The organism is Niallia sp. MER 6, from assembly GCF_023714395.1.
GTDB lineage: Bacteria > Bacillota > Bacilli > Bacillales > Cytobacillaceae > Niallia.
Genome location: NZ_JAMAUK010000002.1, coordinates 165,535 through 188,987 on the forward strand (window position 1 = coordinate 165,535; position 23,453 = coordinate 188,987).

Consider the following 23,453-nt stretch of genomic DNA (forward strand, 5'->3'; position numbering starts at 1 on the left):
CGGACACTTCCTCATTCTTGGTAAGATATTGCTTACTTATCAAGTAATATTAACAAATAATTCCCATTAGAAATTAAAGGAAGTTTTTTTACGGTAAAATGAAGCTGCTTTCTAACATAGTTTCCGTTTAAGTCACTTTTTTAATAATGGTTATTAATAGTAACAATTTATGTACAATATAAAAGAACGGCTTTTAGGAGCCGCTCTAATCATTATTTGTCTTTACTCTTAACTTTAAATTTATTTACCTCTGCAGTTAATTCTTCTGCGAGCATTTGCAAGTCTTTTGAAGAGGCAGCAATCAGCTCTGTGGATGCTAGCTGTTCTTGACCTGAAGCAGATATTTCTTCTGTATTAGCAGCAAATTCCTCGGCTGAGTCCGTCATCTGCTGGATTTGCTCTGAAATACCTCTCGATTTGCTATTTATTGAATTTATATGAGCAGCTGTCTGCTTGAAGTTATGAACAATCCCGTCATAGGTGATTTTAATGTTAGTGAATGCTTCTTCCGTTATCTTTAATGCATCTTTTTGCTCATCAATTAAAGTATGTGCTTTATTAATATGTGAAACAGCTTCGTTTGTTTTTTCTGTTGTATCATGAATAATACCTGTAATTTCCTTCGCTGCTCTTGAGGATTCCTCGGCTAGATTTCTGATTTCCTCGGCTACCACACCAAACCCTCTGCCAGCTTCTCCTGCTCTTGCTGCTTCAATGGCTGCATTCAGTGCAAGCAAGTTCGTCTGTTCCGCAATATTCTTAATGACTGCTACGAAATTGCCAACTTGTCCAATCATTGTGCTTAATTCATGGATAGAGGATGTTGCTTCTGCTGACACAGAGATATTTTCATCCATCTTATTGCCTTGCAGTTCAACAGTGTTTTGACCTTCGACAATTGAATCAATGGATGCTGCTGCCTTATCGGCACCTGCAGAAGCCTCCGTCGTTATAGTTTCCATCAGACCGACCACCTCAAGCAATGTCGAGTTCACTTCACTTATTGTTTGAGCTTGACTATTGTTTCCAACTGCAATTTCTTCAATAGTTGCCACTACTTGATTAATATTTCTCGCATTTTCCTCTGTGTTTTTCGTAAGACTGCTCGAATGAGCTGCAACTGTTGACGAAACATACTTCAATTGAGTTGCCATTGACTTTAGCGAATTTCTGGTTTCAAGCAGGGCTCTTGCCATTTCTCCGGTTTCATCCTTTGATGCAAGTGTACGGCCAAAAATACTTTCATCCTCACTCAATTCAAGCTCTGATGTTTTTTTGGCTATTTCTGTCAGTTGGACAATTGGCTTCGAAATCAATTTCCCTAAGAAGTAAGACAAGATAACACCAAGCACGATAGAAACGGCAAGTCCTATGAGTACTTGCGTTGGCGGCAAATGGCTAAGCAGCCCGCTTTGCGCTTGCTCAGCACCTGTTCCCTCTGTATTGCTTCCTTGGCTGCTGCTCATAAAGAGTGAGGCACAAACATTGATCGCTGCCACAAACATCGAATTAATTAATGATAATATAATAATTTTTGTAGATATCTTTTTCACAGTAATTTCCCCTAATCTTTTTATTGTCGGTTTGTTATAGGACTTACTATAGAAGAGAAATCTTAAAATTCCCTTAAGCTAGTTATAAACTCCTGAATAAAAAGACCTACAACTAACTTTTTTTCTTATAATCCTGTTTTTTTGTTATAGTTAATGAAATAAACTTTTTAATAGCTTAATACAGGAGGGTAACAAATCGTGATAAGACCTATTCAAGAAAAGGATTTGCCCCAGATTCTAAACATCTATAATGATGCAATCCTTAATACAACTGCAGTGTATACATATAAACCAGATACTTTAGAAAACAGACGCATATGGTACGAACAAAAGATGAAAGACGGCTATCCGGTGATTGTGTATGAACTTGACGATAAGGCAGTTGGTTTCGCAACCTTTGGACCATTCCGAGCTTGGCCTGCTTATAAGTACTCTATCGAACATTCGGTATATGTTGACAATAATTATCGAAGAAAGGGTATTGGCGCAGCACTATTGAAGGAGATTATCTCAATTGCTACTGAAAAGGAATATGCCACATTGATTGCGGGTATAGATGCAGCGAACGAGAAAAGCATAGCATTGCATGAGCATTTCGGTTTTGTCCACTCAGGCACGATTGAGAAAGCTGGTTTTAAATTCGATAGATGGCTGGATCTTGCTTTCTATCAATTACACCTGCCAGGACCAAATAATCCAGTCGGCGAATAAGACATAATAACAGGCTTTTAGGATAAAAATTCTTAAATGGAGGTTAAGTCCATGTTAATAGGTCATATTGAAGAAATTGTCCGTCATCCTGTCAAATCCTTTCGTGGCGAAAGTGTACAAGCAACAAATGTGATGGAATACGGCTTGTATGGGGACAGGAGTCACACTTTTAGAGATGACACAAGAAACGACAAATATTTAACCATCACGCAATTTCCAGAGATGGTCCGTTATGCAGCCAAATTTGCAGGCGTGGAATCGACTCAAGAGTACCCAAAAGTGGAAATAACAACACCTGAAGGAAAAGTGTTGGAATGGGGAGACCCAGCTCTTCTCTCTGAGCTGGAGGAGAAATCCAAACGAAAGGTTTCTTTTTTATCCTATACACCTGAGAATGTCCCACTAGGAGCCATTGAAGAGGAGCATATTCAGCTTGTGACAGACGCCTCCCTTGATAAACTCCATGAGCTATGGGGAGAATCAGTTGATCAGCGCCGCTTCCGTCCTAATCTTGTACTTTCTTTGAAGGACAAGATTCCGTTCATTGAAGAAAGCTGGTTCGGCAAACAGATAAAAATCGGCTCAGAGGTCGTACTGAGATTGAACAGGCATTGTGAAAGATGCATGATTATTACAGTGGACCCTGACAGTTCAGAAAAAGCTCCTTCTCTTCTTAAAACCGTTTATAAGGAAAGAAAAAATAATTTTGGCATCTATGCTTCTGTAATTAAAACAGGGAAAATTCATGTTGGAGATGAAATATATTTGGTTGATTGAAGGCTAACAAACTGCATCTATCTAAAAGATGCGGTTTTTTTGTGTCTTTCCTTCCAATCCTGTTCATATCTTTAATTGATTATGTCTAAGGGAGGGAAATGAATGAAAGCCATTGTTTCAAACAAATATGGTACACCAGATAGTCTCCAATTATTAGAAGTAGAACGAGCTGTTCCTAAGGAAGGGGAAGTGCTTGTAAAGATTCAAGCTGCCTCTCTCAATTACGGCAATCTTGTTTTACTGAGTGGCACTCCCTTTCTTGCCCGCTTCGCCTTCGGTTTGTTTAAACCAAAATATACGATTCCTGGGGGAGATATTGCAGGGATTGTGGAAGCTGTTGGCATGGGAGTTACACAATTTAAGAAGGGAGATGAAGTATTCGGCGATCTTTCTCAAAGTGGTTGGGGCGGCTTTGCAGAATATGTCTCAGTTCCAGTCAAAGCATTGGTACATAAGCCAGCAAATATCTCCTTTGCGGAGGCTGCTGCTGTTCCGATGGCAGGAACGACCGCATTACAGGCGTTGCGACATAAGGGAGTAATTCAGCCAGGGCAAAAGGTGTTAATTAATGGGGCATCTGGCGGTGTAGGCACCTTTGCTGTGCAAATCGCCAAAGCATTTGGTGCAGAAGTTACAGGTGTATGCAGCACTGGAAATGTGGAGATACTCCAAGCAATTGGTGCGGATCATGTTATTGATTATAACAAGGAAGATTTTACTCAAAGCTCCGACAAATATGATCTTATCCTTGCAGTAAATGGATATCAGCCAATTCTTTCTTATATGCGGGCATTGAAGGACCATGGAAGATATATTATGGTCGGCGGCCAAGGGAAACAGATGAGTGAAGCCATGATGCTTGGTCCTTGTCTTTCCGTCACAAGCAGTAAAAAGCTGGGCAATATGCTGCAGCGGGCAAACCAGGAAGATTTGCATTTACTCAAGGAGCTTCTTGAAGAGGAAAAGCTGCAACCGATTATTGATAAACAATTTAAGCTGAGCGAAGTACCTGAAGCATTTCGGTATTTTGCAGAAGGTCACGCCAAGGGAAAAGTTGTTATTACAATGTCAGAAGACTAGAGAACGCCGCAAAGCGTTCTCTTTTAAAAAAAGATGGAAATAGCACTGTAAACAAGCAGCAATGCCATCACGATATTGAACTGGCTCTTATATTTGGACAAGAACCTTTGAAACATGCTGCCAAACAAACTCCAGCTGAATGTGCTTAAAAACCCAACAAAAGCAAGTATCACAGCAAACAGCAGCAAACTAAGCTGAGATTGATAGTATGGAAGAATAAATGTTGCGATGACCGTTATCCCGTACAGTATCCCTTTTGGGTTAATGAACTGCAGCAGCATTCCTGCCAGGAAGCTGTTATTCTTGTCTTCTTCCTTTTCACCTCCATTATCCTTGCTGGAAACAATTTTATAGGCTAGATACAACATATAGACTGCACCAAGTATCGTCATTACAAACTCAATCTTAGGCATAAAGCTTTTCAGCATTAAATTAAAATAGCTGCAGATAAGCATAATCACAAAGAAACCGGCACTTACACCTGCACAGAAGCCAATGGTTTTCTTCAGCCCATATTTGTTGGCAAAAGCCATTGCCATTATATTATTAGGGCCAGGAGTAAAACTAGTTACAGTCACGTACAGCAAAAACGATAACAACGGCATACTTTTTCTCCCCCTTTATATGTATGTTATAATGTACATATTAGACAATATAACGATTTACGTTTTATTGTACAATACGGTCGCTATATTGTACATATGACAGGAGTGTTTTTTATGGAAGAAATTCAGCTTATTTTGGCAAAAAACTTAAAAGCGATTCGGGAAAAGAAAAAGCTTAGTCTTGAAAAAACCGCAGACTTGACCGGAGTAAGCAAAACGATGATTGGCCAGATTGAAAGAGGGGAATCTAGTCCAACACTTAATACTATTTGGAAAATCGCCAATGGCTTGAAAATCTCCTTCACCTCTCTTATTCAGCACCAGCAGCCTGAAGCAAAGGTTGTGAAAAGAGACGAAGTGCAAGTCCTATCAGAGGATGATGGCAAGTACAACATCTATCCTTACTTTCCATTTGAAGAAGATAAACGCTTTGAGATTTACTCAGTAGAAATCAAAAAGGGCGGCTATATAAGTGCCGAGGCACATCAGGAAGGTACGGTAGAGTATATTACCGTTTTTGATGGAGAGCTGACAGTTCGAGTAAATGACAATGATTACTTAATATCTGCCGGTGACTCCATCCAGTTTAATGCAGACAAACCTCATACGTATCATAACTCAGGAGATAAGCTGACAAAGCTCAGCATGACTATATACTATCCTGGATAACCTAGCCGCCTCCTTATTGGGATGCGGTTTTTTAACATAAAATCCATGCTTGTCCTCCTACAGCTACCCATGTCATTCTTTATTACTTGAATAAAATGATAAGTGAATAATGAAAAAGGAGGATTTCTTATGAGCAAAGTATGGTATCCAGGTGAAGGGGATAATGACCAAAGCAATAAATCCAAATCTCGTTCTGGTGACAGTGACAGCCGCTCTGATGCGAATGTGGATTTCGAAAGTGACAATCGCTTAAAATCAGACACAAATGTAGACAACGACAATGATTTAAAAAACATCGACAAAAATACGAATGTCGCTAAAGTCAGCCGTTCTGGCAATGCAAAAATTGATCTTTGCATTGATGTTGAATCTGATTCAAAAGCTCGCGTTCGTTCTCGTTCAAAAGCGAATGCTGATTCTGATCAGGATCAGGACAACGATCAAGACAACAGCCAAGATCAAGACGAAGATTAATAATTGTGAGACGAGAATGGTCAAGCCCATTCTCGTTCTTTCGCAGTAAAGGAGGGGTAATCATGTATCCAAACCGCAAGCCAAGAGGCAGAGATAACATGAACTATGAGTTTCGCAACAACGGTCATACAGAGCTTGATGCGAATGCGGCGCAAATTGGGGAAAGCGGAAACTCAGATGTAGATGTTTATGTAAATGTTGAGGTTAATACAAACCCGATTGCCTACGCAATGCTATGTTCCTTATTGGCTACTAGACAAATAACAAGATCAGAATTTGATGAAGCAATAAAGCATTTAGACAGACTGATGAAAGAAACAAACAACAGCAATAACAGTACAGGAAGACTGCAAGGTCCTCCGCCGAGAAACCGCTAATGAATATCTCATAAAAAAAGAATTAACCTGTCACGAAATAACGTTAATTCTTTTTTTATTTGCTTTATAAGTTAAATTTAGTAGCCTCGTCGATTTCCTTTTTTGACGTTCTCCCAATCTACCTCGATATTTTCTCTGACCTTTTTCAGGAGTTCATAAAGAACCTCTGTTTGTTCATGAGACAATCCAGCAAGTGCAGTTTTGTCTGAATGATCTGCCTCCCTTTTTAGAAAAGGATATACCTCCATTCCTTTTTCTGTAGGAAACAGCAGCTTGTTTTTTTTATTTGTCTCATCCTGTCTTTTTTCTATAAAGCCGTTCATTTCAAGCTTTTTAATAGCTCTGGCTGCAGTCGTGCGGTCAACTTTTATCATTTCTGCCAGCTTTTCTTGAATGATTCCCGGATTCTCGTATATTCGGACAAGGTATAAATATTGGCCCTTCGTCAAATCGTATTCCTTAAATTCAATATTGCTGATAGAATCAAGTGCTCTGGCAATCATGCCAACTTCACGAAGAATTTCCTTCATAAAAATAATAAACCTCCAATAATTGTTGTATTTACAACAATATATTTTTCCTATACACTGTTTAAAGATGATAAATAAATTATGACTTGTTTCTCATAATAAATCCAGAAAGGAATGAATAGCGATGGAAGCAAAAAAAATTACAACAACAGACGAACTAGAGCAGGCATTACATATAAGAAGGACAGTATTTGTGGAGGAACAGGGTGTTCCGTTAGACGACGAATACGATGAATTCGATAAACTTGATGGTAAATGTGAGCATATTCTTGTTTATTATCATAATGAGCCAGTCGGCACTGGACGGGTTAGATCGGTTGAAGGCTACGGCAAACTAGAAAGAATCTGTATCTTACAGGAATACCGTAAATTTGGTCTTGGGAAAGTTATTATTGCCAAGCTTGAAGAAATCGCCGCAGACCGAGGAGATTTAAAGGTAAAGCTGCATGGCCAAACACACGCAGAGGGCTTTTATAATAAGCTAGGCTACGAAACTTCTTCCGATGTATTTATGGAAGATGGCATCGCTCACGTGCTGATGGTGAAAAATATCGCAGAAAAGAGCCAGTCATCATGAACTGGCTCTTTCTTTGCTAGTTAGTTTATATTTTACAGCCTGTATGTCTGTTTTCCCGTTATACGCAAAAAAACGGATATCCTGACTGTTTTGATCTGGGAATATTCTTGCAGTGAACACTTCTGCTCCGTCGTTCACAAATACCTCAACAGAAGAAACATCCACAAATATTCGGAAGGAAATTTTGTCTGTTTCTACTAAACATTTACGGACCGCTCCATATTGTATGCCTGCTGCTTGCCCAGACTCGCTTCTGTCAAAAATCACTTTTTTCTCCTGCATGTCATATTTCAGGACTGTTTTCTCCTTGTCACTAGCTCGAAGCTCTATACCGAACTGCTCTGCCGTAAAATTGGAAAACTCTGCAGATAATTCATAGACATCACCAGCAAATCCTTCTATCCCCTTCGTCTCGTTATCTATTGTTATATGAGCTTCTGTTTCTTCCCCTCTAAGCAGCTCCAATTCCTTAACTGGATTTTGCCATAGTCGCCCGTTCTTTACAGTCAGTTCGCGCGGCAATGTTAAACAATGGGCCCAGCCGTTACTGTCTGTCGGATACTCTATTTCAGGCAGACCCATCCACCCTACTAATATTCTTCTGCCGTCAGGTGCTTCCATTGTCTGTGGTGCATAAAAGTCAAACCCTCTGTCTAATTCATGAAACCCACTGTGCACAAGCGTCCGCTCTTGAACATTCAGCCTGCTGCCGAGCACATAGCCTGATTGATAAATATTATGATAGCTGTCTCTGTCTCTCTCCAAGCCCTGTGGACAAAACAGCAGCACACCATGATTATCTAATTCGAAATAATCCGGACACTCCCACATATATCCGAATTCATTAAGGCCTATATCTACTTCGCCTTCTAAGTCCCATTCCAGCAAATTCTGCGAACGATACAGCATAATTGTACCTGTCTCGTTTTTACGCTGTGCTCCAATCACAGCAAAAAAACAATCATTATCTTTCCAAACCTTAGGATCACGGTAATGATCCGTATACCCGTTAGGAACTGCAGGAATCACTGGTTTTTCAAGCTTTTTTATTTGTCCCTCCTTATTCATGACAGCTAGTATCTGATAAGGATGTCTTACCCAGTTCTCGTCACGGTTGTTTCCAGTATACATAAGGAATAATTCGCCGTTATGCTCGATTCCGCTGCCTGAGTAAACACCGTGACTGTCAAACTCATTTGTCGGCTCAAGCGCAACGCCGACATTTTCCCAGTGAACGAGGTCCTTTGATTTAGTATGATACCAGTTCTTTAATCCATGAACAGGGCCAAGGGGAAACCATTGATAGAACAAATGATATTCACCATTATAATATGAGAAACCGTTTGGATCATTGAGAAGCCCTGTCACAGGCTGAATATGAAAGGTTTGTCTCCAGTTACACTGCTTGACGAGATTTTCAAGTTTCCTCCGTTCTGTCTTTGAGGCATCCTCCCATCTTCTGTACCGTTGTTCTCTGCTCCAATTCATTGATGCTTCACTCCCTAAAAAGAAAGGAGACAAGAGTCCCCTCCTATGCTTATCGATTTTTTATGCAACGATGCCTTCTTTTTTTACACTCGCTTCCTTTTTAGCCGCTCTTTTCGCCAATACGATGGTTACCGTAAATCCGACTACAAATGCGACTGCCATTCCAATAATATAAGGCACAATTTTATCTGGACGAATGGAGATGATGCCAGGCAATCCAGCAGCACCTAATGCGACTGCCTTCACTTTAAACAAAGTAACAAAACCAGAACCAACTGCAGACCCTACGATAGCACCAATAAACGGATACCTTAATTTCAGGTTTACCCCAAACATCGCCGGCTCTGTAATACCAAGCAATGCAGAGATGCCCGCAGCAGAAGCTGTTCCCTTAACTTTTGCATCCTTTGTTAGCTTCAAGACAGCCAATGTTGCTGCACCTTGAGCGATGTTAGACATGGTAGCAATCGCAAACAAGAAGGAGCCGCCTGTTTTTGCGATATCTGCTAACAGTTGAGTTTCAACAGCAATAAAGCTGTGATGCATGCCAGTGATAACGATCGGTGCATACAAGAGGCCGAAAATTAACCCGCCGATTACTCCTGTTGTGTCATACATCCAGACAATGCCATCAGTAAGAAGATTTCCAGCCGTTCTTGTTAACGGGCCGACTAACGTAAATGTCAAAAAACCAGTAATAAAAATAGATAAAAGCGGTGTCAATAAGTTATCCAAAGCCGAGGGCACAATCCTTCTGAGATATGTTTCAATCTTAGCCAAAATAAACGATGCTGCAAGTACAGGCAGCACTGTTCCTTGGTAAGCTACCTTCTCAATCTCCAAACCGAATATATTCCAGACAGGCACTTCATTTTTCAGCATGGCATCTGCATAATTATAGCCATTCAGCAAATCCGGATGAACCATCAGCATACCAAGTGCTGCTCCGAGATAAGGATTTCCGCCAAACCGCTGGGTAGCAGAAAAGCCAATCAGAATTGGCAGAAATACAAAGGCAGCGTTTGCAAAAGTATTAATAAGTGCAGCTAAATCTGCCATGTTTGGATATGCATCAACCAATGATTTGCTCTCTATAAATAAATCTTGAGCAGTCAGGACATTATTTAGTCCCATTAGTAAACCGCCGGCAACAATAGCTGGAATAATCGGCACAAAGATATCAGACAGTATTTTCACAAATCGCTGAATCGGATTAAGCTTCTTTGCTCCAGCCTCTTTTACTTCCTTCGTCGACATTTCTGAAAGACCTGTCATCCCTGCAAAATGCTTATACACTTCGTTAACAGTGCCTGATCCTAAAATAATTTGATATTGACCGCCTGTAGAGAATGTTCCCTTCACCACATCCATCTTATCAAGCACATCTTGATTAACTGCTGATTCATCATGCAGTACTAAACGAAGCCGTGTTGCACAGTGAGCTGCTGCAGACACATTCTCTTTTCCGCCGATTGCCGCGAGAATTTCTTCTGCGATTTTTTTATGGTTCATTTTACGTTCCTCCCTATTATATCCAGCAATATAGAACCGGTTCCAAAATTACACAAAAAGTAAAACCGTTTAAGGAACCGGTTCCAAATAAAAGCTAAAAAAATATGATTCTAACGAAACCGATTATAAATTTCATTGGAATCGGTTTCATTAGAATTATAATTCATCATGCTAGATTGTGTCAACGCTTTCTCTTTTAATTATTTCAAAATTCATTGTTGTCAGTATTTCTACTGGCCGCTCATGTACTAGCTCCACCATATTAACTGCGGCCTTTTTCCCTGCTTCTTTATAATGAAATTTTGCTGTTGTAATGCCAGGATGAATGGCTTCCGTGACATCATAACCGCCAAAGCCAGTAACAGACAAAGTATCTGGTACAGCTATCCCCAGTTTGTATGCTGCCTTCAGACAGCCAAGGGCAATATTGTCTGTAGCACAAACGACAATACTCTGGTTGGAATTTCTTAAGATTTCCATGGCGGCAGCTTGGGCAGCAGGAATATTAAATTCTGTCTCATAATAATGGACATCAATATCTTCCTTCCCCTCCAATGCTTTTGTAAAGCCTTGTTTTCGTTTTATTCCAACAGCAATATCAAGCTCTGTCACTCCTAAGTAAGCAATGTTGCGATGCCCCTTTTCCAGCACATATTGCCCTATTGCCATACCGGCATGATAATCATCATGAATAACACTATGAATCTCTTCATGCTCCTGACCTATTAATAAAACTGGAATATTCACATCAGCTATTGCTTGAAGATGCCTGTCCGTAATCACGGTCGCAAGCAAGATAATACCCGCCATCTTCTGGTTTGCCAGGCTGTATATACTCTCAATTTCCCTGTCTAAATCTTGGCTCGTATTGGATATTAACATCTGATAGTTCAGTTCTTTCAAGCGCTCATCGATTCCAATCAACGTCTGTGATGACGCAAAAGAATCCAGCCTTGGAACAATCGTGCCAATGATATTTGTCTTTTTTGCTTTTAAACTTTGAGCAAAAGGGTTTGGCGTGTAGCCAGTCTCTCGAATTGCCTTTTCAATCTTCTTCCTTGTTGCCTCTCCGACAGAGCCTCCATTCAGGTAGCGGGATACCGTGCTTTTGGCGACTCCGGCGATTTTAGCAATATCCGCAATGGTCCGAATCATTAGTTTACCAACCTCATAATTGTATTTATGGTTATATTATATACTACTTATTCAAGCTTTTTGGGCAGCTGTTTCAAATTTAAGCCTAGACCCCTACATTACTGCCTGTTAATTGATTCACGAAATCTTTTTATATCACTGACTGGAGGAGCTCCAAACATTCTGCTGTATTCTCTGCTGAATTGGGATGGACTTTCATAGCCGACTTGAAAAGCCGCTTCACCTGCTTCCATCGGTTCAGATAACAAAAGCTTCCGTGCTTCCTGCAGCCGAATCATCTTTTGATACTTTAATGGGCTCATTGCTGTCACTTGTTTAAAATAATGATGGAAAGAGGAAACACTCATTTTAGCTATTTTTGCAAGCATATCTATCCGCAGCGGTTGGTTATATTCCTCATTGATTATGCGGATTACCTCTTTGATTGCCTGCGCTTGACTTCCCATTACTGCAAACTCTCTCATTTGATCTCCATCTTCATTATTCCAAATTCTATAAAGAATTTCTTTTTTATAAAGAGGTGCCAGTGCTGAAATGTCTTGGGGCGTATCAAGCAAGCCTATCAGCCTGATAACTGCATCGAGTATATTGGATGTTGTCTTATTCACCATGATGGCTCTTTGTGCGGGAAATGAGTGATCTTGCTTCATCTTAATAACATCAAGAATCTCTTCTGTTGTGAAGCGGAGTTTGACTCCTAGATAGGGGCTGTCACTCGTCGCCTTCATGATTTTCCCTGTTATCGGCAGATGGACAGAGGCAATAAGGTAGTGATTGGGGTCATAATGAAAGATGTCATCCTCCAGCATCACGATTTTTGAGCCTTGGGCAATAAAGCAGACAGACGGCTCGAACAAGGAATGAAGAGGCTCTGATAAAGTCGATGAGCGGATAAAGCTCAATGTATCAATTTCCGCATCAAATGTCCCATCCCTATTTGTATGTTTTTCAATTAAAGTCACTAACTGCTGCTGCCTGTCTTTCATGCCATTCACCGCCTTTTTTATATATTTTAACGTTTATTTGGAGAAATAGGCAAAAATAATAGACGATTCAGCTATCTCGTTATTCGTAACTTTATTTATAATTTAGAGGAAAATAGAGCTTGGAGGAATAAATGATGACAAACTTACAGGATAAAGTCGCAATAATTACAGGCGCATCAAGAGGAATAGGCGCTCAAAGTGCAATAAAATTAGCAGAACTGGGAGCTAAGGTTGTTGTTAATTATGCTAACAGCCCACAAGCAGCAGAGGCAGTGACCTCATCTATCATGGAAAAGGGCGGCCAGGCGATAGCTGTTAAAGCAGATGTGAGCAGCCTTAAGGAAATAGAGTATTTATTTGAAACGACCATTAGCCATTTCGGCAAGGTCGATATCCTTGTGAATAATGCAGGTATCATGCATACCATTCCAATCAGTGAAGTGACAGAGGAACAATTTGACCAACATTTTGCGATTAATGTTAAAGGCACCTATTTCGCCTGCCAACAAGCCTTTAAGCATATGGCACCGAACGGACGAATCGTTAATTTCTCTACTTCTGTTGCAGGAGTAATGTTCCCAGGCTACAGCATTTATGCAGCTACTAAAGGGGCTGTTGAACAAATCAGCAGACAGCTGGCCAGAGAATTTGGACCAAAGAATATAACGATAAATACAATCGCCCCAGGTCCGACAACAACAGAACTATTCTTGGAAGGAAAAACTCCCGAACAATTGCAGGCATTAAAAGGAAACAACGCCTTCGGAAGATTCGGAGAAACAAATGATATCGCCGATGCATTAGCCTTTTTAGTAAGTGACGAATCCCGCTGGATTACAGGACAAACAATCCGTGTTAATGGCGGTATGATCTAGAATATTGAAAAGAAAAGATAGAGGTAGTGCTCTATCTTTTCTTTATACAGACTTCCTCTTCTAATTGAAAACAATTCTCATTTATGATACGTTTGTTGTAAATAATTTGAAGAGAAGGTGTCTAACTTGTATTACGTTGAAACATACACAGCAACGAAAAAGGAATCTAAGGAACTTATCAGTAAACTGCATACATACTTCCATCAATATAATAGTCAGTTCTTATTCAATAGAATTTACCGGCGGAAACTGACTTTCTCCACTGAAGAAAAGAGTCAGCTATGGAATGTCCTTGTGATGATGAAAGCAGCAGATGGGAAGCAATATGAACATTTCCAAAATATTTTCAAGGACTATCAAACACAGTTAATCAGACAAGAAAACATGCTGCCAACACCAGGCTCCTTCCTCCCTTCTAACGAAAAGAACGGCTTCATACATATCGTTGAATACGTTCATGTTCAACCCGATTATCTAGCAGAATTTAAAGAAATAATGATTCACAATAATGGCCCTGCTATGGAGCATATTATCCAATCAAAAAAGTGGTGCAAGGAATTTATCGCCCTTGAAACGGCAGAAGTATTATTCCATAAGGCTGATTATCCCGCATGGAATCAAATCCATCTAATCGCAATGCTTCCATCTGGAGTTTTTCACTTCAAAAAAGACTTTAATGAAGGGTTAATAAAAGTAAACGCTCCGAACTTTGCCGAAAACTTTGAAAGACTTGGACAAATTCGGAAGTTTACTTCAAAGGTAAGTGCCGCCCGCGAGTTATAATTAATTACGTCAGCTGCCCTCCATATTTAAAATTCTCCTGTACGCTCATTAAATGCTATAATTTAATATATTGCTATTTTCATTTTGACAAGATAACAGGAGTTTTTGTATGAATGTAAACAATGTATTGCCTCATTTACATAAAGAACTGCTTCACGGAATGTATTTTGACTATGATGATACCAGCACGAAATTTCTAGACATTATTACGATTACAACCAGTCTATTCTTATTTGCGCCAGAGATAAAAAAAGGCCAAAAAGATCTTTCCATTACCATTCCCGTTTTTCATTATTCTGTTTGGGAGAAGGAAAAAGCTGCGGCAGAAGCGTTTTTTTCCTGGATGACAGACACGCATGTGTCACTTCAATTTACAAATAACATTCCGCCAGATACGGAAGAAGGATTCTTATTGTCATTGCCAGCCTATCAAAACATTGCATTGTTCTATGATGATATCGAATCAATTGCCGGCATAAATCACCAGTTAGTATGTGATTATATACGCATTCCCAACAAAAATAATGAAAAAACAAAACAGCAGAAACTAGCTGCTTTTTTAAGAAAGACAGCATCCGATTCGAGCGAAATAATAAATATAGATATTAAATTACTCAACAAAAGAAAATCCAAAACTACTCCTGCGGCCATTTCCTTAGTATTGGCGATAGCTGCTGCCAAAGCCTATTTTAACGGCGGAACAAAAGTATATTATTATCAAAGCCAAAAGATAGATGCAGATTCTCTAAACCTAGCTAAGACTGCTCATCCGAAAACATATCAACTGCTGAATGCACTTTATCAATGCATTTCTGCAGATATGCAGATTGAGACACCCCTCTTGCATAAAACAAGGGTAGCTATCCTCAAAGAAATGCCTAAAGAGCATAAATTACAAATTAAAAATACAAATGAATGTTTGAGAATGAAAAGAAAAACAGCATTAGCGGCTGCAAATACTCCTTGTGGCATTTGCACAGCTTGCTTCCAACGAAAGATTGCCTTAGCTGCAGCAAACAGTGAAGTATATGATGGTTTTTACCAATATGACTATGGCCAAAAGATAGCCGAAATAACGGACGAACACGATCAACAAATTTATCGAGACACTCTGGAATTAATGGAAACTCTCAGTCAGGAACGAAAAACCACAGAAGAAGACGAGTATTTAGCTGATGATCTTAGGTCAGCTTTTGCGTGTTTTGTTGATAGGTATAATCCGTACTGAAACCACGAAATCTAATAAACTCAAAGACCTCCTTTTTCGGAAGGTTTTGTTCTAGGCTTCCTTTGCCCTTAAAAAATGTAAATCTAGCAAAAAAGAGCCGCCAAACGGCAGCTCTTTTGTTTAAAAAATGGTCGGAACCATTCCGCCATCCATACGGATTGGTGATCCTCTAAATGCAGATGCATAGGGACTGCATAGGAATGTGGCTAATCGTCCTATTTCAATCGGTCTGATAAATCGCTGTATTTCTGATTGAGGCAAATTAGTGACCATAAATTGTGTTTCTTTTTCTGTAAAGGTCATGTTTTCATCACTGTAAATACCCTCAATTATAGCTTGCACATTTTCAGAAAGTGTTGGTCCAGGCATAATGGTATTGACTGTAACTTCTGTACCTTTTGTTAGAAAAGACAAGCTTTTTGCTAATGATAGCAGCATTGATTTTGTCATACAATACTGTGGCATTTGTCCAGAAGGCATTACGGCTTCTTCACTAGCAATAAAAATGATTCGGCCATCATTTTTATTCAGCATTTTTGGAAGATAATGTTTACAAAGCCCATTTGCAGCTAATACATTCGTTTCAAAGTATTTTTGCCAGACTTCATCTGTAACATCTTCGTATTGCATGATTTCGTATATCCCCATATTGTTAACTAAAATATCGACATTAGGATATTTCCTAAATAGTTCCTCTCTTTGTTGCACATCGACAATATCAGCTGCAGCATTTTGAGGGGAAGTTAACGGGAATTCTGATTTAATTTCCTGTACAGTTCGTTCTACCTCGTCATAGTTGCGGCCATTGATGAGAACATTAACTCCTTCTTTAGCCAATTTTTTTGCTATTGCTTTCCCGATTCCTTTTGTTGAGCCTGTAACTAAAGCGGTTTTATTTACTAATTCCATTTCCAAGATACATTTCTCCTTTAAGTAGGTTATCCTTGTCGTTCGTCTATAAGTGCATGTTCAGTACGCCAATTTAAAGGAGTGTCACCTTCCCAACAACGGAAGGCACGATAGAACGAGCTATGGTCTTTATATCCAACGAGAAAAGCGACTTCTTTAATATCTAGGTCAGGATCAGCCAAGTACTGTCGTGCCTGTTCATGACGGACTTCCTTTAAGAGATCCTTAAAGCTGGTTTTTTCATCAGTAAGCCGTCGCTGTAAGGTACGTTCGCTCATGCCCAACTCACTTGCAACATCTTGTATGTCAAGTCGTTCTCCTGTTAAATTGCGTTTTAAAATCCACTTAACTATCTCCGTTATTGAGTGACTGTGGCGCTGCTCCTCCAATGTTTGCTCCAATACTGGTGTTAGTATCTGCAGTAATTCAGCATTATAGGAAGTAAAAGGACGATCAAGATCTTCTCTTTGCAATATCAGTCTATTATGTTTTGCTCCGATATGGATCGGGCAACCAAAATAATCTTCCAGTGCTTGGACTTGACCAAAAGAATGTGTAAATTCTACTAAGCTCGCTTTTATAGGATATCCGGTGCCTCTTCGTCCTAGTTCCAGTAAAAACGCAAGTGTTGTTCCGACAAGCAGGGCTGGTCCTGCTTGCTCGGTTTCCAACCATTTCAGTTCAATTACACAATTTGTATCTTGTTCCACAATGCGTAATTTTTCAGGAGGGCACATTTCTTTGTAACGCGCCATTCTGTTAAGCGCATCCCGATAATCACGGGCATGGTAAGCAGCCAGTACAGATGGGGGATACTGTGTTGTTTCAAATACTGTCGGAAGCTGCAACATGCCAGCTTCACTATCACCGATCATATCGGAATATGCTTGCCATAATGCATAATATTGTTCAACAGTGACAACTGATTCACTGATTACAGTCAGCGGCATTTTTGCTTTTCGAACTAAATCCTGCGCATTAAATCCTAGTTTTTTTAATCCAGTCCAAAGTCCATCCGGTATTCTAATACGAGTATTTGCAGTCATATTTATTTACACCTCTCTATCTATCAGCACATTACAGCTAATTCTGTTAACGGGATAGTTATTTCATTTTACTTTTATATTGTCTTACTGTAATTAGCAGGGAACGACAATCAATTAGCCAAAGACGCCAAGAGAAAAAATCTATGTTCATTATATCAATTTCGTTAAAGCTACTTTAACTAAAATTAAGCTCAAACTCAAAAAACGAAGTGTAATTTTAAACTAAATATTACATTAAACTCTAAATCAAGGATGATAAGCGGGAAAATCGTGAACATAAATTTTTGCTTGACCTCAAGAAAACTCTAAGTCATATGATTAAAAAGTACAAAAAAATCTATTATTGGAGTGAAGAACATGAAAGTAAGAAGACTTGGAAATAGTGAGTTGGAAGTATCATCCATTGGCCTAGGGTTGATGGGGATGTCACCAGGAATATATGGTCAGACAAATGATGAGGAATCAATTAGAACGATTCATACTGCAATGGAATTGGGTGTGACATTATTAGATACGGCAGATGTTTATGGAAATGGTCATAATGAAAGTTTGCTCGGCAAGGCTTTGCAAGGTAAACGAGATAAAGCAATTGTTGCTACTAAGTTTGCTTATACAACAAATTATGAAAAAATCGTCGGTCACCCTGATTATATCCAAAAAGCTGTTGATGACAGTCTGCGCCGATTAAATATTGACTATATTGACCTTTATTATCAACATCGTGTCGATCCAAATGTTCCGATTGAGGAGACAATCGGCGCAATGTCCGATTTAGTTACGGCAGGAAAAGTTCGAGCAATTGGATTATCCGAAGCATCAGTTGATACCATAAAACGGGCACACAACATACATCCTATTTCTGCATTACAAACAGAATACTCCTTGTGGAGCAGAGATATTGAGGAGGAAATCTTACCTGTTGTAAGATATCTAGGAATTACACATGTAGCTTACAGTCCATTAAGCAGAGGGTTTATAACCGGAGAAATAAGTAATTTCAAAGATTTTGGCGATGATGATTTGCGCAGATTTATGCCGCGGTTCCAAGGGGAGAACTTCCAAAAAAATCTTGATATAGTCAGTGAAATTCAGAATATGGCTAAAGAAAAGAATGTTACACCTTCTCAATTAGCTATCGCTTGGACAATTGCAAATGGTGCCCTGCCAATCCCTGGGACAAAGCGTCAAAAATACTTAGAGGAAAATGTCGGCGCTTTAGAAGTCGAATTAACTCCTCAAGATTTAGTACGTCTTGACAGTATAAATCCCAAAAATACGGTCTATGGAAATCGCTATGATGATAATAATATGAAGGATCTTAGTCTGTAAGTTTTTATGGGCACTACTCTTTTACGCAGTGCCCTTTTATTATGGCAGTATCTTTAAATCTTTTTCATGAATATCATAAAAAGCTAATTTATAATTTATTTTCTCCAGATAGCTATAAGTTTCTTGCAGCTGTTCTTCTACTTTTTTCTTATGCTTAAGCATCATTTCTTTTCTTTCCCTAATAGAGGCCTTGCCATACTGTGTTAATTCCACATATTTCTTCATTTCACTCAGCGGCATATTCGTTGCACGCAAACACACCATAAAGCTTAGCCACTCTAAGTGATAATCCTCATAAATTCGAATTCCATTATGATCTCTATTAACAGCAGGAACAAGTCCTTCTTTTTCATAAAAACGCAGTGTGTGCGGAGATATTCCTGTTTTTTCAGCAACCTCGCTTATCGTAAGCCCCATATGGCCCCTCCTCTTATACCTCATTCTATTTTCATGTATTTTACTTTATATCTATTTATTTCCGCAATTAAAAGCATATTCCTATAAATATGTTCATATTGAGAAAAGACCTATTAACGAATAATAGGCCTCTCCCTTTCATTCACATAATAATCTTATTACTGCATATACTTCTCCACTAATTCAAAGCATCTTTCTTCCGTAAGATTTCCTAGCACAGCCACGTATTCCAACTCTTCCATCGTACCGCCTTCATATTTTAAAGAAGCCGCTTTTGCAGTACTATCTCTGTATTCAATCCACTTACGCTGTTCATTTCTCAACTGCTCCATTTCGTCAGAAGGCAGTTGCTTCTGTAAGACACCATAAATTTCATTTACTAAGCCATCCCACGTGTCATATCTGTCACCTTCAACCTTTTTCATGGCATATGTTGAGTCATCTTCTGGATTGTTCCGCCGTTCATCCATTTCTTTTTTGTATCATTTAATTTCTTGAGATACACTTCCTTTTGACTCTCTGCAGTATCATTAGCAGCTGTGTTTTTTTCCGTTTTATTTGTACCAGTATTTTCTTTAGGTGCCTCACCATTTGCTGTTTGAGAACTGCTGTTATGTTCAGCTTGTTTATCTGCTGAATTGCTTGATTCTGTGGATGAGTTATTACAAGCAGCCAAAATCAGTACCGCAACTAAAGAGAAAATCACCTCAAAAGTTTTCATTATGAAAGTCCTCCTTTTATGGAAGTGAATGACGTTCCTCCTTTTATCCCCTTTATTTAACAATATAACAATTACAATTATTGTTAATCAATTTATATGTATATTTCTCGGTTTATTTTTAGAAGCAAGACAGCAGCATAAATAAAAAAGCACCAAACCCCCAACCGGGAATTTGATGCTTCATATCTCTAAGTAGTAAAAAACCACCAAACATATGTATTTGGTGGAGACGGTGGGAGTCGAACCCACGTCCAGAAACATCGGCACTTAAGCTTCTACGAGTGTAGTCAACATATTCGCGATTCGCTCATTCTTATGCCTGCTGACGGGCGTCCGATGAGCTAGCCTGGTTGTTCTCTTCCTTCTTCCTCAGACGGTGGAATCCGGCGTAGCCCACTTAAAGTGAGTCCCTTACCCTACCACATGGGCGATGGAGGGAGGAACCGCTAAGCGCTATTAAGCAGCTAAAGCGAAGTTGTTTTGTTGTTTGCCAGTTATAGGCTTTGACGTTTTAACGAGGCCGATCCCCTCGACTCGCAACCTAAGCTCGAACTATCCCTGTCGAATCCGTAACGTCCCCATAAGGATAAAATCTAGTGATTGTTACATCACTGGATTCACGCTATTTGCGTTAACGTTAGGAAGCTCAAAAATAGGAGCTTTAAGTTATGCTTGTCTTAACGACATAATTTATTATAACATAAACATCCTAGATTTCAATTGTAAGTTTTTGGATTACATTTTTTGTCTATCTCTTAAGGCACGCTCGATGCTGCGGTTTGCTTCTTTGCGCTTTAATGTCTCACGCTTGTCATAGTTTTTCTTACCCTTACCGAGCCCGATTAAAACCTTGGCAAAGCCGTTTTTCATATAAAGCTTCAATGGAACTAGTGCATAACCGATTTCCTTCGTGTCGCCAATCAGCTGGTTTATCTGCTTTTTGTGAAGCAGCAGCTTGCGTGTTCTCAGCGGCTCATGATTATAACGGTTTCCTTGTTCATATGGGCTTATATGCATGCCATACAAAAATACTTCACCGTTATGAACACGGGCATATGATTCCTTCAGGTTAACCCTGCCAGCACGGATTGCCTTAATCTCTGTTCCTTGCAGCACGATGCCTGCTTCATATGTTTCCTCAATAAAATAATCGTGGTTCGCTTTTTTGTTTTGAGCGACTACTTTCCCTTCACCTTTTGGCATTAAAATCCCCTACCTTTATAACCTAATTGTATCAAATTATCTCTGTTCGGACAATTTTGATAAAGTTTATCAAAGGGAAGCAAGATATGCTTCCCTTTCTCAAAAACATTTTAGCGTTTCTTTTTCTTTCTTTTTGCTTTTGGGGCATTTTCATAAAACTTTCTTTCTTTTTTGCCCTTGCGTTTTCCTTCCCCGTTGCTGCCGCTGCCATTGCCATTGCGTCCATCTTTGCCGGCCCCAGACTTTCCTTTCCGTGGCGCGCGAGATGTGCTGCCAGTTGAAAATACTTTGCCCTCTTTTTTCGGATCTCTGCGGCGAGTTCCTTTCATGCCGACAATTTCGAAGTCAATGGCACGCTCTTCTTTATTAACATTAACAACACGAACTGTGATCTCATCACCAATACGGAATACTTTGCCTGTTCTTTCACCAATCATCGCAAAATGGCGTTCATCATAGCGATAATAGTCGTCTGTCATATAGCTGACATGTACAAGACCTTCAATTGTATTCTTAAGCTCCACAAACATTCCAAAGTTTGTGACAGAGCTGATGATGCCGTCATATTCTTCGCCGATTTTATCCAGCATATATTCTGCTTTTTTGAGTTCGTCAGTCTCACGTTCTGCTTCAACAGAGCGTCTTTCCATATTGGACGAATGCTCTGCTATGTCTGTCAGCTTGCTGTTCCATTTCTCTTGAGTAGGAGCGCTAATGTCACCTTCTACTAGATATGTGCGAATAAGTCTGTGCACAATTAAATCGGGATAGCGTCTGATGGGAGACGTGAAGTGCGTATAGAACTCTGTTGACAACCCGAAATGCCCTAGACTTTCTGGATAATATTTTGCCTGCTGCATGGAGCGGAGCATAACAGTTGAAATAACCATTTCTTCTGGTGTGCCTTGCACCTCTTCAATAATTTCCTGAAGAGCTCTCGGATGAACTTCATTCGCAGTACCTTTCACGATATAGCCGAAGTTTGTAATAAACTCAAAAAACCTGCGCAGCTTTTCTTCTTTCGGGTCTTCGTGAATACGATAAATAAACGGTACTTGCAGCCAGTGGAAATGTTCTGCTACTGTTTCATTGGCAACAAGCATGAACTCTTCAATAAGGCGTTCTGCAACAGAACGTTCACGGAGGACAACATCCTTTGGCTTTCCATTTTCTTCAACAAGAACCTTTGATTCTTTGAAATCAAAGTCGATTGCTCCTCGGCCCATCCGTTTTGTGCGAAGAATCTGCGCAAGCTCTTCCATTCTCTCAAACATTGGAACAAGCTCAGCATATCTTTCTCGCAGCTCTTCATCTTTGTCATTTAAGATTGAGTTAACATCGGCATAAGTCATTCGTTCTGTTGTCTTAATGACACTTTGGAATATCTCATGGCTAACCACTTCACCGCTCGGGCTGATTTCCATTTCACAAGACAATGTCAGACGATTTACTTTAGGATTCAAAGAGCAAATCCCATTTGACAGGCGATGTGGAATCATTGGAATAACTCGGTCTACTAAATAAACACTTGTGCCTCTGTCTTGTGCCTCTACATCAATTGGTGAATCTTCCGTCACATAATAAGAAACGTCTGCAATGTGAACCCCAAGCTTGTAGTTGCCATTTTCCAGCCTTGTAACGGTTACCGCATCGTCCAAGTCCTTTGCATCAGCACCATCAATTGTGACAATCTGCTGATCCCTTAAATCACGTCTGTTTTTGATTTCACTTTCATCAATTTCATCTGGAACACTGTCAGCCTGTGCCATCACTTCGTCAGGAAAAGCAAGCGGCAGTCCATGCTTATGAATAACAGATAGAATATCCACACCAGGATCATTTTTATGGCCCAGTATCTTGATAATCTCCCCTTCTGCATTCTTTCTTCCTTCTGGATAAGCAGTTAAGTTTACAACTACTTTATGGCCTTCTACAGCACCCTTTGTGCTGCCTTTAGGAATGAACACATCTGTGGCAATTTTTTTATCATCGGGAATAACAAACCCAAAATTCTTGCTTTCGGAATATGTACCGACAATTTGCTGCACACCTCGTTCCAGAATACGGACGATGGTTCCTTCCCGTCTTTGACCAGAGCTTTCTGAAGTGACACGGGCAAGCACGATATCGCCATTCATCGCTGTCTTCACTTCATTTGGCGGGATAAAGATATCGTCTAGACCAGGCTCCTCTGGAATAACAAAGGCAAAACCCTTTGCATGGCCGGATATCTTCCCTTTCACTAAATTCATCTTTTCAGGCAGACCGTAACGATTGCTTCTCGTTCTTACAACCAACCCTTTTTCTTCCATCTGCACTAATGCCTTGACGAACTCCTTAAAGTTAGAAGAATCCTCAATTCCAAACGCTTCCTCCAGCTCCTGTACTGTCAGGGGCTTATACGCCTCGTCCTTCATATAATGCAGCAGCTTTTCTATATGCTCTTGA

At 39.7% G+C, this 23,453-nt stretch carries 25 protein-coding genes and 1 other RNA gene; 11 read left to right on the top strand and 15 right to left on the bottom strand.

All coding sequences use genetic code 11. The features are described from left to right. Positions 1–212: 212 nt before the first annotated feature. The gene (locus M3600_RS03365) at positions 213–1,553 is read right to left on the bottom strand and encodes a methyl-accepting chemotaxis protein (RefSeq protein ID WP_251644731.1); all 1,341 of its coding nucleotides are present in this window, start codon (positions 1,551–1,553) and stop codon (positions 213–215) included. A 198-nt stretch (positions 1,554–1,751) separates the two neighbouring features. Between M3600_RS03365 and M3600_RS03370 the strand changes: the two genes are divergently transcribed. The 3 genes from M3600_RS03370 (at position 1,752) to M3600_RS03380 (ending at position 4,121) form a co-directional block, all read left to right on the top strand. Further along, positions 1,752–2,264: a GNAT family N-acetyltransferase gene (locus tag M3600_RS03370; RefSeq protein WP_237941879.1), complete on the top strand. Its 513-nt coding sequence runs from the start codon at positions 1,752–1,754 to the stop codon at positions 2,262–2,264. Positions 2,265–2,315: 51 nt separating this feature from the next. Further along, positions 2,316–3,041 (top strand): MOSC domain-containing protein, encoded by a 726-nt coding sequence (locus M3600_RS03375; protein ID WP_237941880.1) that lies wholly within the window; start codon positions 2,316–2,318, stop codon positions 3,039–3,041. Positions 3,042–3,143: 102 nt separating this feature from the next. Beyond that, on the top strand, positions 3,144–4,121 hold the full coding sequence (locus tag M3600_RS03380) for an NAD(P)-dependent alcohol dehydrogenase (RefSeq protein ID WP_233316583.1): 978 nt from the start codon (positions 3,144–3,146) through the stop codon (positions 4,119–4,121). Between the two features lie 23 nt (positions 4,122–4,144). Here M3600_RS03380 and M3600_RS03385 read toward each other — a convergent pair whose 3' ends face one another. Beyond that, a complete protein-coding gene (locus tag M3600_RS03385; protein WP_233316584.1) occupies positions 4,145–4,726 on the bottom strand; it encodes a LysE family transporter in 582 nt (193 codons plus the stop codon). A 114-nt stretch (positions 4,727–4,840) separates the two neighbouring features. Here M3600_RS03385 and M3600_RS03390 point away from each other — a divergent pair, with 114 nt between their 5' ends. The 3 genes from M3600_RS03390 to M3600_RS03400 all read left to right on the top strand — a co-directional run bounded on the left by M3600_RS03390 (position 4,841) and on the right by M3600_RS03400 (position 6,246). Beyond that, positions 4,841–5,395, top strand: coding sequence for a helix-turn-helix domain-containing protein (locus tag M3600_RS03390; RefSeq protein ID WP_233316585.1), 555 nt, complete (start codon positions 4,841–4,843; stop codon positions 5,393–5,395). 129 nt (positions 5,396–5,524) lie between these two features. Continuing rightward, the gene (locus tag M3600_RS03395; RefSeq protein WP_233316586.1) at positions 5,525–5,869 is read left to right on the top strand and encodes a hypothetical protein; all 345 of its coding nucleotides are present in this window, start codon (positions 5,525–5,527) and stop codon (positions 5,867–5,869) included. A gap of 62 nt (positions 5,870–5,931) precedes the next feature. Then, the gene (locus tag M3600_RS03400; RefSeq protein ID WP_251644732.1) at positions 5,932–6,246 is read left to right on the top strand and encodes a hypothetical protein; all 315 of its coding nucleotides are present in this window, start codon (positions 5,932–5,934) and stop codon (positions 6,244–6,246) included. Positions 6,247–6,323: 77 nt separating this feature from the next. Here the strand turns inward: M3600_RS03400 and M3600_RS03405 are convergent, their stop codons facing one another. Then, entirely contained in the window at positions 6,324–6,776 is a 453-nt protein-coding gene (locus M3600_RS03405) for a MarR family winged helix-turn-helix transcriptional regulator (RefSeq protein ID WP_233316588.1), read from the bottom strand. Positions 6,777–6,900: 124 nt separating this feature from the next. Here M3600_RS03405 and M3600_RS03410 point away from each other — a divergent pair, with 124 nt between their 5' ends. Continuing rightward, a complete protein-coding gene (locus M3600_RS03410; protein WP_233316589.1) occupies positions 6,901–7,353 on the top strand; it encodes a GNAT family N-acetyltransferase in 453 nt (150 codons plus the stop codon). Here the strand turns inward: M3600_RS03410 and M3600_RS03415 are convergent. From M3600_RS03415 to M3600_RS03430, 4 genes are all read right to left on the bottom strand, one after another. Beyond that, complete coding sequence (locus tag M3600_RS03415) at positions 7,348–8,841, bottom strand: glycoside hydrolase family 32 protein (RefSeq protein WP_237941884.1); 1,494 nt, start codon at positions 8,839–8,841, stop codon at positions 7,348–7,350. The genes M3600_RS03410 and M3600_RS03415 overlap by 6 nt on opposite strands. A 60-nt stretch (positions 8,842–8,901) precedes the next feature. Then, a complete protein-coding gene (locus M3600_RS03420) occupies positions 8,902–10,353 on the bottom strand; it encodes a sucrose-specific PTS transporter subunit IIBC (RefSeq protein WP_251644733.1) in 1,452 nt (483 codons plus the stop codon). A 171-nt stretch (positions 10,354–10,524) separates the two neighbouring features. Beyond that, positions 10,525–11,508, bottom strand: coding sequence for a LacI family DNA-binding transcriptional regulator (locus tag M3600_RS03425; protein ID WP_233316592.1), 984 nt, complete (start codon positions 11,506–11,508; stop codon positions 10,525–10,527). A gap of 98 nt (positions 11,509–11,606) precedes the next feature. Further along, on the bottom strand, positions 11,607–12,494 hold the full coding sequence (locus M3600_RS03430) for an AraC family transcriptional regulator (RefSeq protein WP_233316593.1): 888 nt from the start codon (positions 12,492–12,494) through the stop codon (positions 11,607–11,609). A gap of 134 nt (positions 12,495–12,628) precedes the next feature. Here M3600_RS03430 and M3600_RS03435 point away from each other — a divergent pair, with 134 nt between their 5' ends. From M3600_RS03435 to M3600_RS03445, 3 genes are all read left to right on the top strand, one after another. Next, on the top strand, positions 12,629–13,369 hold the full coding sequence (locus tag M3600_RS03435) for an SDR family oxidoreductase (protein ID WP_233316629.1): 741 nt from the start codon (positions 12,629–12,631) through the stop codon (positions 13,367–13,369). 126 nt (positions 13,370–13,495) lie between these two features. After that, positions 13,496–14,152 carry a hypothetical protein gene (locus tag M3600_RS03440; RefSeq protein WP_237941886.1) on the top strand — a complete coding sequence of 219 codons (657 nt, stop codon included), beginning with the start codon at positions 13,496–13,498 and terminating at the stop codon, positions 14,150–14,152. Between the two features lie 109 nt (positions 14,153–14,261). Further along, the gene (locus M3600_RS03445; protein ID WP_251644734.1) at positions 14,262–15,380 is read left to right on the top strand and encodes a 7-cyano-7-deazaguanine synthase; all 1,119 of its coding nucleotides are present in this window, start codon (positions 14,262–14,264) and stop codon (positions 15,378–15,380) included. A 120-nt stretch (positions 15,381–15,500) separates the two neighbouring features. Here M3600_RS03445 and M3600_RS03450 read toward each other — a convergent pair whose 3' ends face one another. Together M3600_RS03450 and M3600_RS03455 are read right to left on the bottom strand one after the other, a co-directional pair. After that, positions 15,501–16,295 carry an SDR family NAD(P)-dependent oxidoreductase gene (locus tag M3600_RS03450; RefSeq protein WP_251644735.1) on the bottom strand — a complete coding sequence of 265 codons (795 nt, stop codon included), beginning with the start codon at positions 16,293–16,295 and terminating at the stop codon, positions 15,501–15,503. Between the two features lie 23 nt (positions 16,296–16,318). Continuing rightward, positions 16,319–17,335, bottom strand: a complete 1,017-nt coding sequence (locus M3600_RS03455; RefSeq protein WP_237941889.1) for an AraC family transcriptional regulator — start codon at positions 17,333–17,335, stop codon at positions 16,319–16,321. 357 nt (positions 17,336–17,692) lie between these two features. On the opposite strand from M3600_RS03455, the gene M3600_RS03460 reads away from it, so the two are divergent. After that, positions 17,693–18,664 (top strand): aldo/keto reductase, encoded by a 972-nt coding sequence (locus M3600_RS03460; protein WP_233316598.1) that lies wholly within the window; start codon positions 17,693–17,695, stop codon positions 18,662–18,664. A 39-nt stretch (positions 18,665–18,703) separates the two neighbouring features. Here the strand turns inward: M3600_RS03460 and M3600_RS03465 are convergent, their stop codons facing one another. The 6 genes from M3600_RS03465 to rnr all read right to left on the bottom strand — a co-directional run bounded on the left by M3600_RS03465 (position 18,704) and on the right by rnr (position 23,422). After that, positions 18,704–19,081 (bottom strand): MerR family transcriptional regulator, encoded by a 378-nt coding sequence (locus M3600_RS03465; protein ID WP_233316599.1) that lies wholly within the window; start codon positions 19,079–19,081, stop codon positions 18,704–18,706. Positions 19,082–19,239: 158 nt separating this feature from the next. Continuing rightward, entirely contained in the window at positions 19,240–19,506 is a 267-nt protein-coding gene (locus M3600_RS03470; protein WP_251644736.1) for a lysozyme inhibitor LprI family protein, read from the bottom strand. Beyond that, complete coding sequence (locus M3600_RS03475) at positions 19,503–19,802, bottom strand: hypothetical protein (RefSeq protein ID WP_251644737.1); 300 nt, start codon at positions 19,800–19,802, stop codon at positions 19,503–19,505. The genes M3600_RS03470 and M3600_RS03475 overlap by 4 nt, the downstream gene beginning before the upstream one ends. 221 nt (positions 19,803–20,023) lie before the next feature. Beyond that, positions 20,024–20,382, bottom strand: a transfer-messenger RNA (tmRNA) gene (gene ssrA, locus M3600_RS03480). A 155-nt stretch (positions 20,383–20,537) separates the two neighbouring features. Beyond that, entirely contained in the window at positions 20,538–21,005 is a 468-nt protein-coding gene (smpB, locus tag M3600_RS03485) for an SsrA-binding protein SmpB (RefSeq protein ID WP_127738132.1), read from the bottom strand. 110 nt (positions 21,006–21,115) lie between these two features. Further along, positions 21,116–23,422, bottom strand: coding sequence for a ribonuclease R (gene rnr / locus M3600_RS03490; RefSeq protein ID WP_251644836.1), 2,307 nt, complete (start codon positions 23,420–23,422; stop codon positions 21,116–21,118). Positions 23,423–23,453 lie beyond the last annotated feature (31 nt).

Coding starts and splice junctions, on each gene's coding strand:
- M3600_RS03375 (WP_237941880.1), top strand. CDS start 2,316: ATGTTAATAGGTCATATTGAAGAAATTGTCCGTCATCCTGTCAAATCC.
- M3600_RS03380 (WP_233316583.1), top strand. CDS start 3,144: ATGAAAGCCATTGTTTCAAACAAATATGGTACACCAGATAGTCTCCAA.
- M3600_RS03385 (WP_233316584.1), bottom strand. CDS start 4,726: ATGCCGTTGTTATCGTTTTTGCTGTACGTGACTGTAACTAGTTTTACT.
- M3600_RS03390 (WP_233316585.1), top strand. CDS start 4,841: ATGGAAGAAATTCAGCTTATTTTGGCAAAAAACTTAAAAGCGATTCGG.
- M3600_RS03395 (WP_233316586.1), top strand. CDS start 5,525: ATGAGCAAAGTATGGTATCCAGGTGAAGGGGATAATGACCAAAGCAAT.
- M3600_RS03400 (WP_251644732.1), top strand. CDS start 5,932: ATGTATCCAAACCGCAAGCCAAGAGGCAGAGATAACATGAACTATGAG.
- M3600_RS03405 (WP_233316588.1), bottom strand. CDS start 6,776: ATGAAGGAAATTCTTCGTGAAGTTGGCATGATTGCCAGAGCACTTGAT.
- M3600_RS03410 (WP_233316589.1), top strand. CDS start 6,901: ATGGAAGCAAAAAAAATTACAACAACAGACGAACTAGAGCAGGCATTA.
- M3600_RS03415 (WP_237941884.1), bottom strand. CDS start 8,841: ATGAATTGGAGCAGAGAACAACGGTACAGAAGATGGGAGGATGCCTCA.
- M3600_RS03420 (WP_251644733.1), bottom strand. CDS start 10,353: ATGAACCATAAAAAAATCGCAGAAGAAATTCTCGCGGCAATCGGCGGA.
- M3600_RS03425 (WP_233316592.1), bottom strand. CDS start 11,508: ATGATTCGGACCATTGCGGATATTGCTAAAATCGCCGGAGTCGCCAAA.
- M3600_RS03430 (WP_233316593.1), bottom strand. CDS start 12,494: ATGAAAGACAGGCAGCAGCAGTTAGTGACTTTAATTGAAAAACATACA.
- M3600_RS03435 (WP_233316629.1), top strand. CDS start 12,629: ATGACAAACTTACAGGATAAAGTCGCAATAATTACAGGCGCATCAAGA.
- M3600_RS03445 (WP_251644734.1), top strand. CDS start 14,262: ATGAATGTAAACAATGTATTGCCTCATTTACATAAAGAACTGCTTCAC.
- M3600_RS03455 (WP_237941889.1), bottom strand. CDS start 17,335: ATGACTGCAAATACTCGTATTAGAATACCGGATGGACTTTGGACTGGA.
- M3600_RS03460 (WP_233316598.1), top strand. CDS start 17,693: ATGAAAGTAAGAAGACTTGGAAATAGTGAGTTGGAAGTATCATCCATT.
- M3600_RS03465 (WP_233316599.1), bottom strand. CDS start 19,081: ATGGGGCTTACGATAAGCGAGGTTGCTGAAAAAACAGGAATATCTCCG.
- M3600_RS03470 (WP_251644736.1), bottom strand. CDS start 19,506: ATGAAAAAGGTTGAAGGTGACAGATATGACACGTGGGATGGCTTAGTA.
- M3600_RS03475 (WP_251644737.1), bottom strand. CDS start 19,802: ATGAAAACTTTTGAGGTGATTTTCTCTTTAGTTGCGGTACTGATTTTG.
- smpB (WP_127738132.1), bottom strand. CDS start 21,005: ATGCCAAAAGGTGAAGGGAAAGTAGTCGCTCAAAACAAAAAAGCGAAC.
- rnr (WP_251644836.1), bottom strand. CDS start 23,422: ATGAAGGACGAGGCGTATAAGCCCCTGACAGTACAGGAGCTGGAGGAA.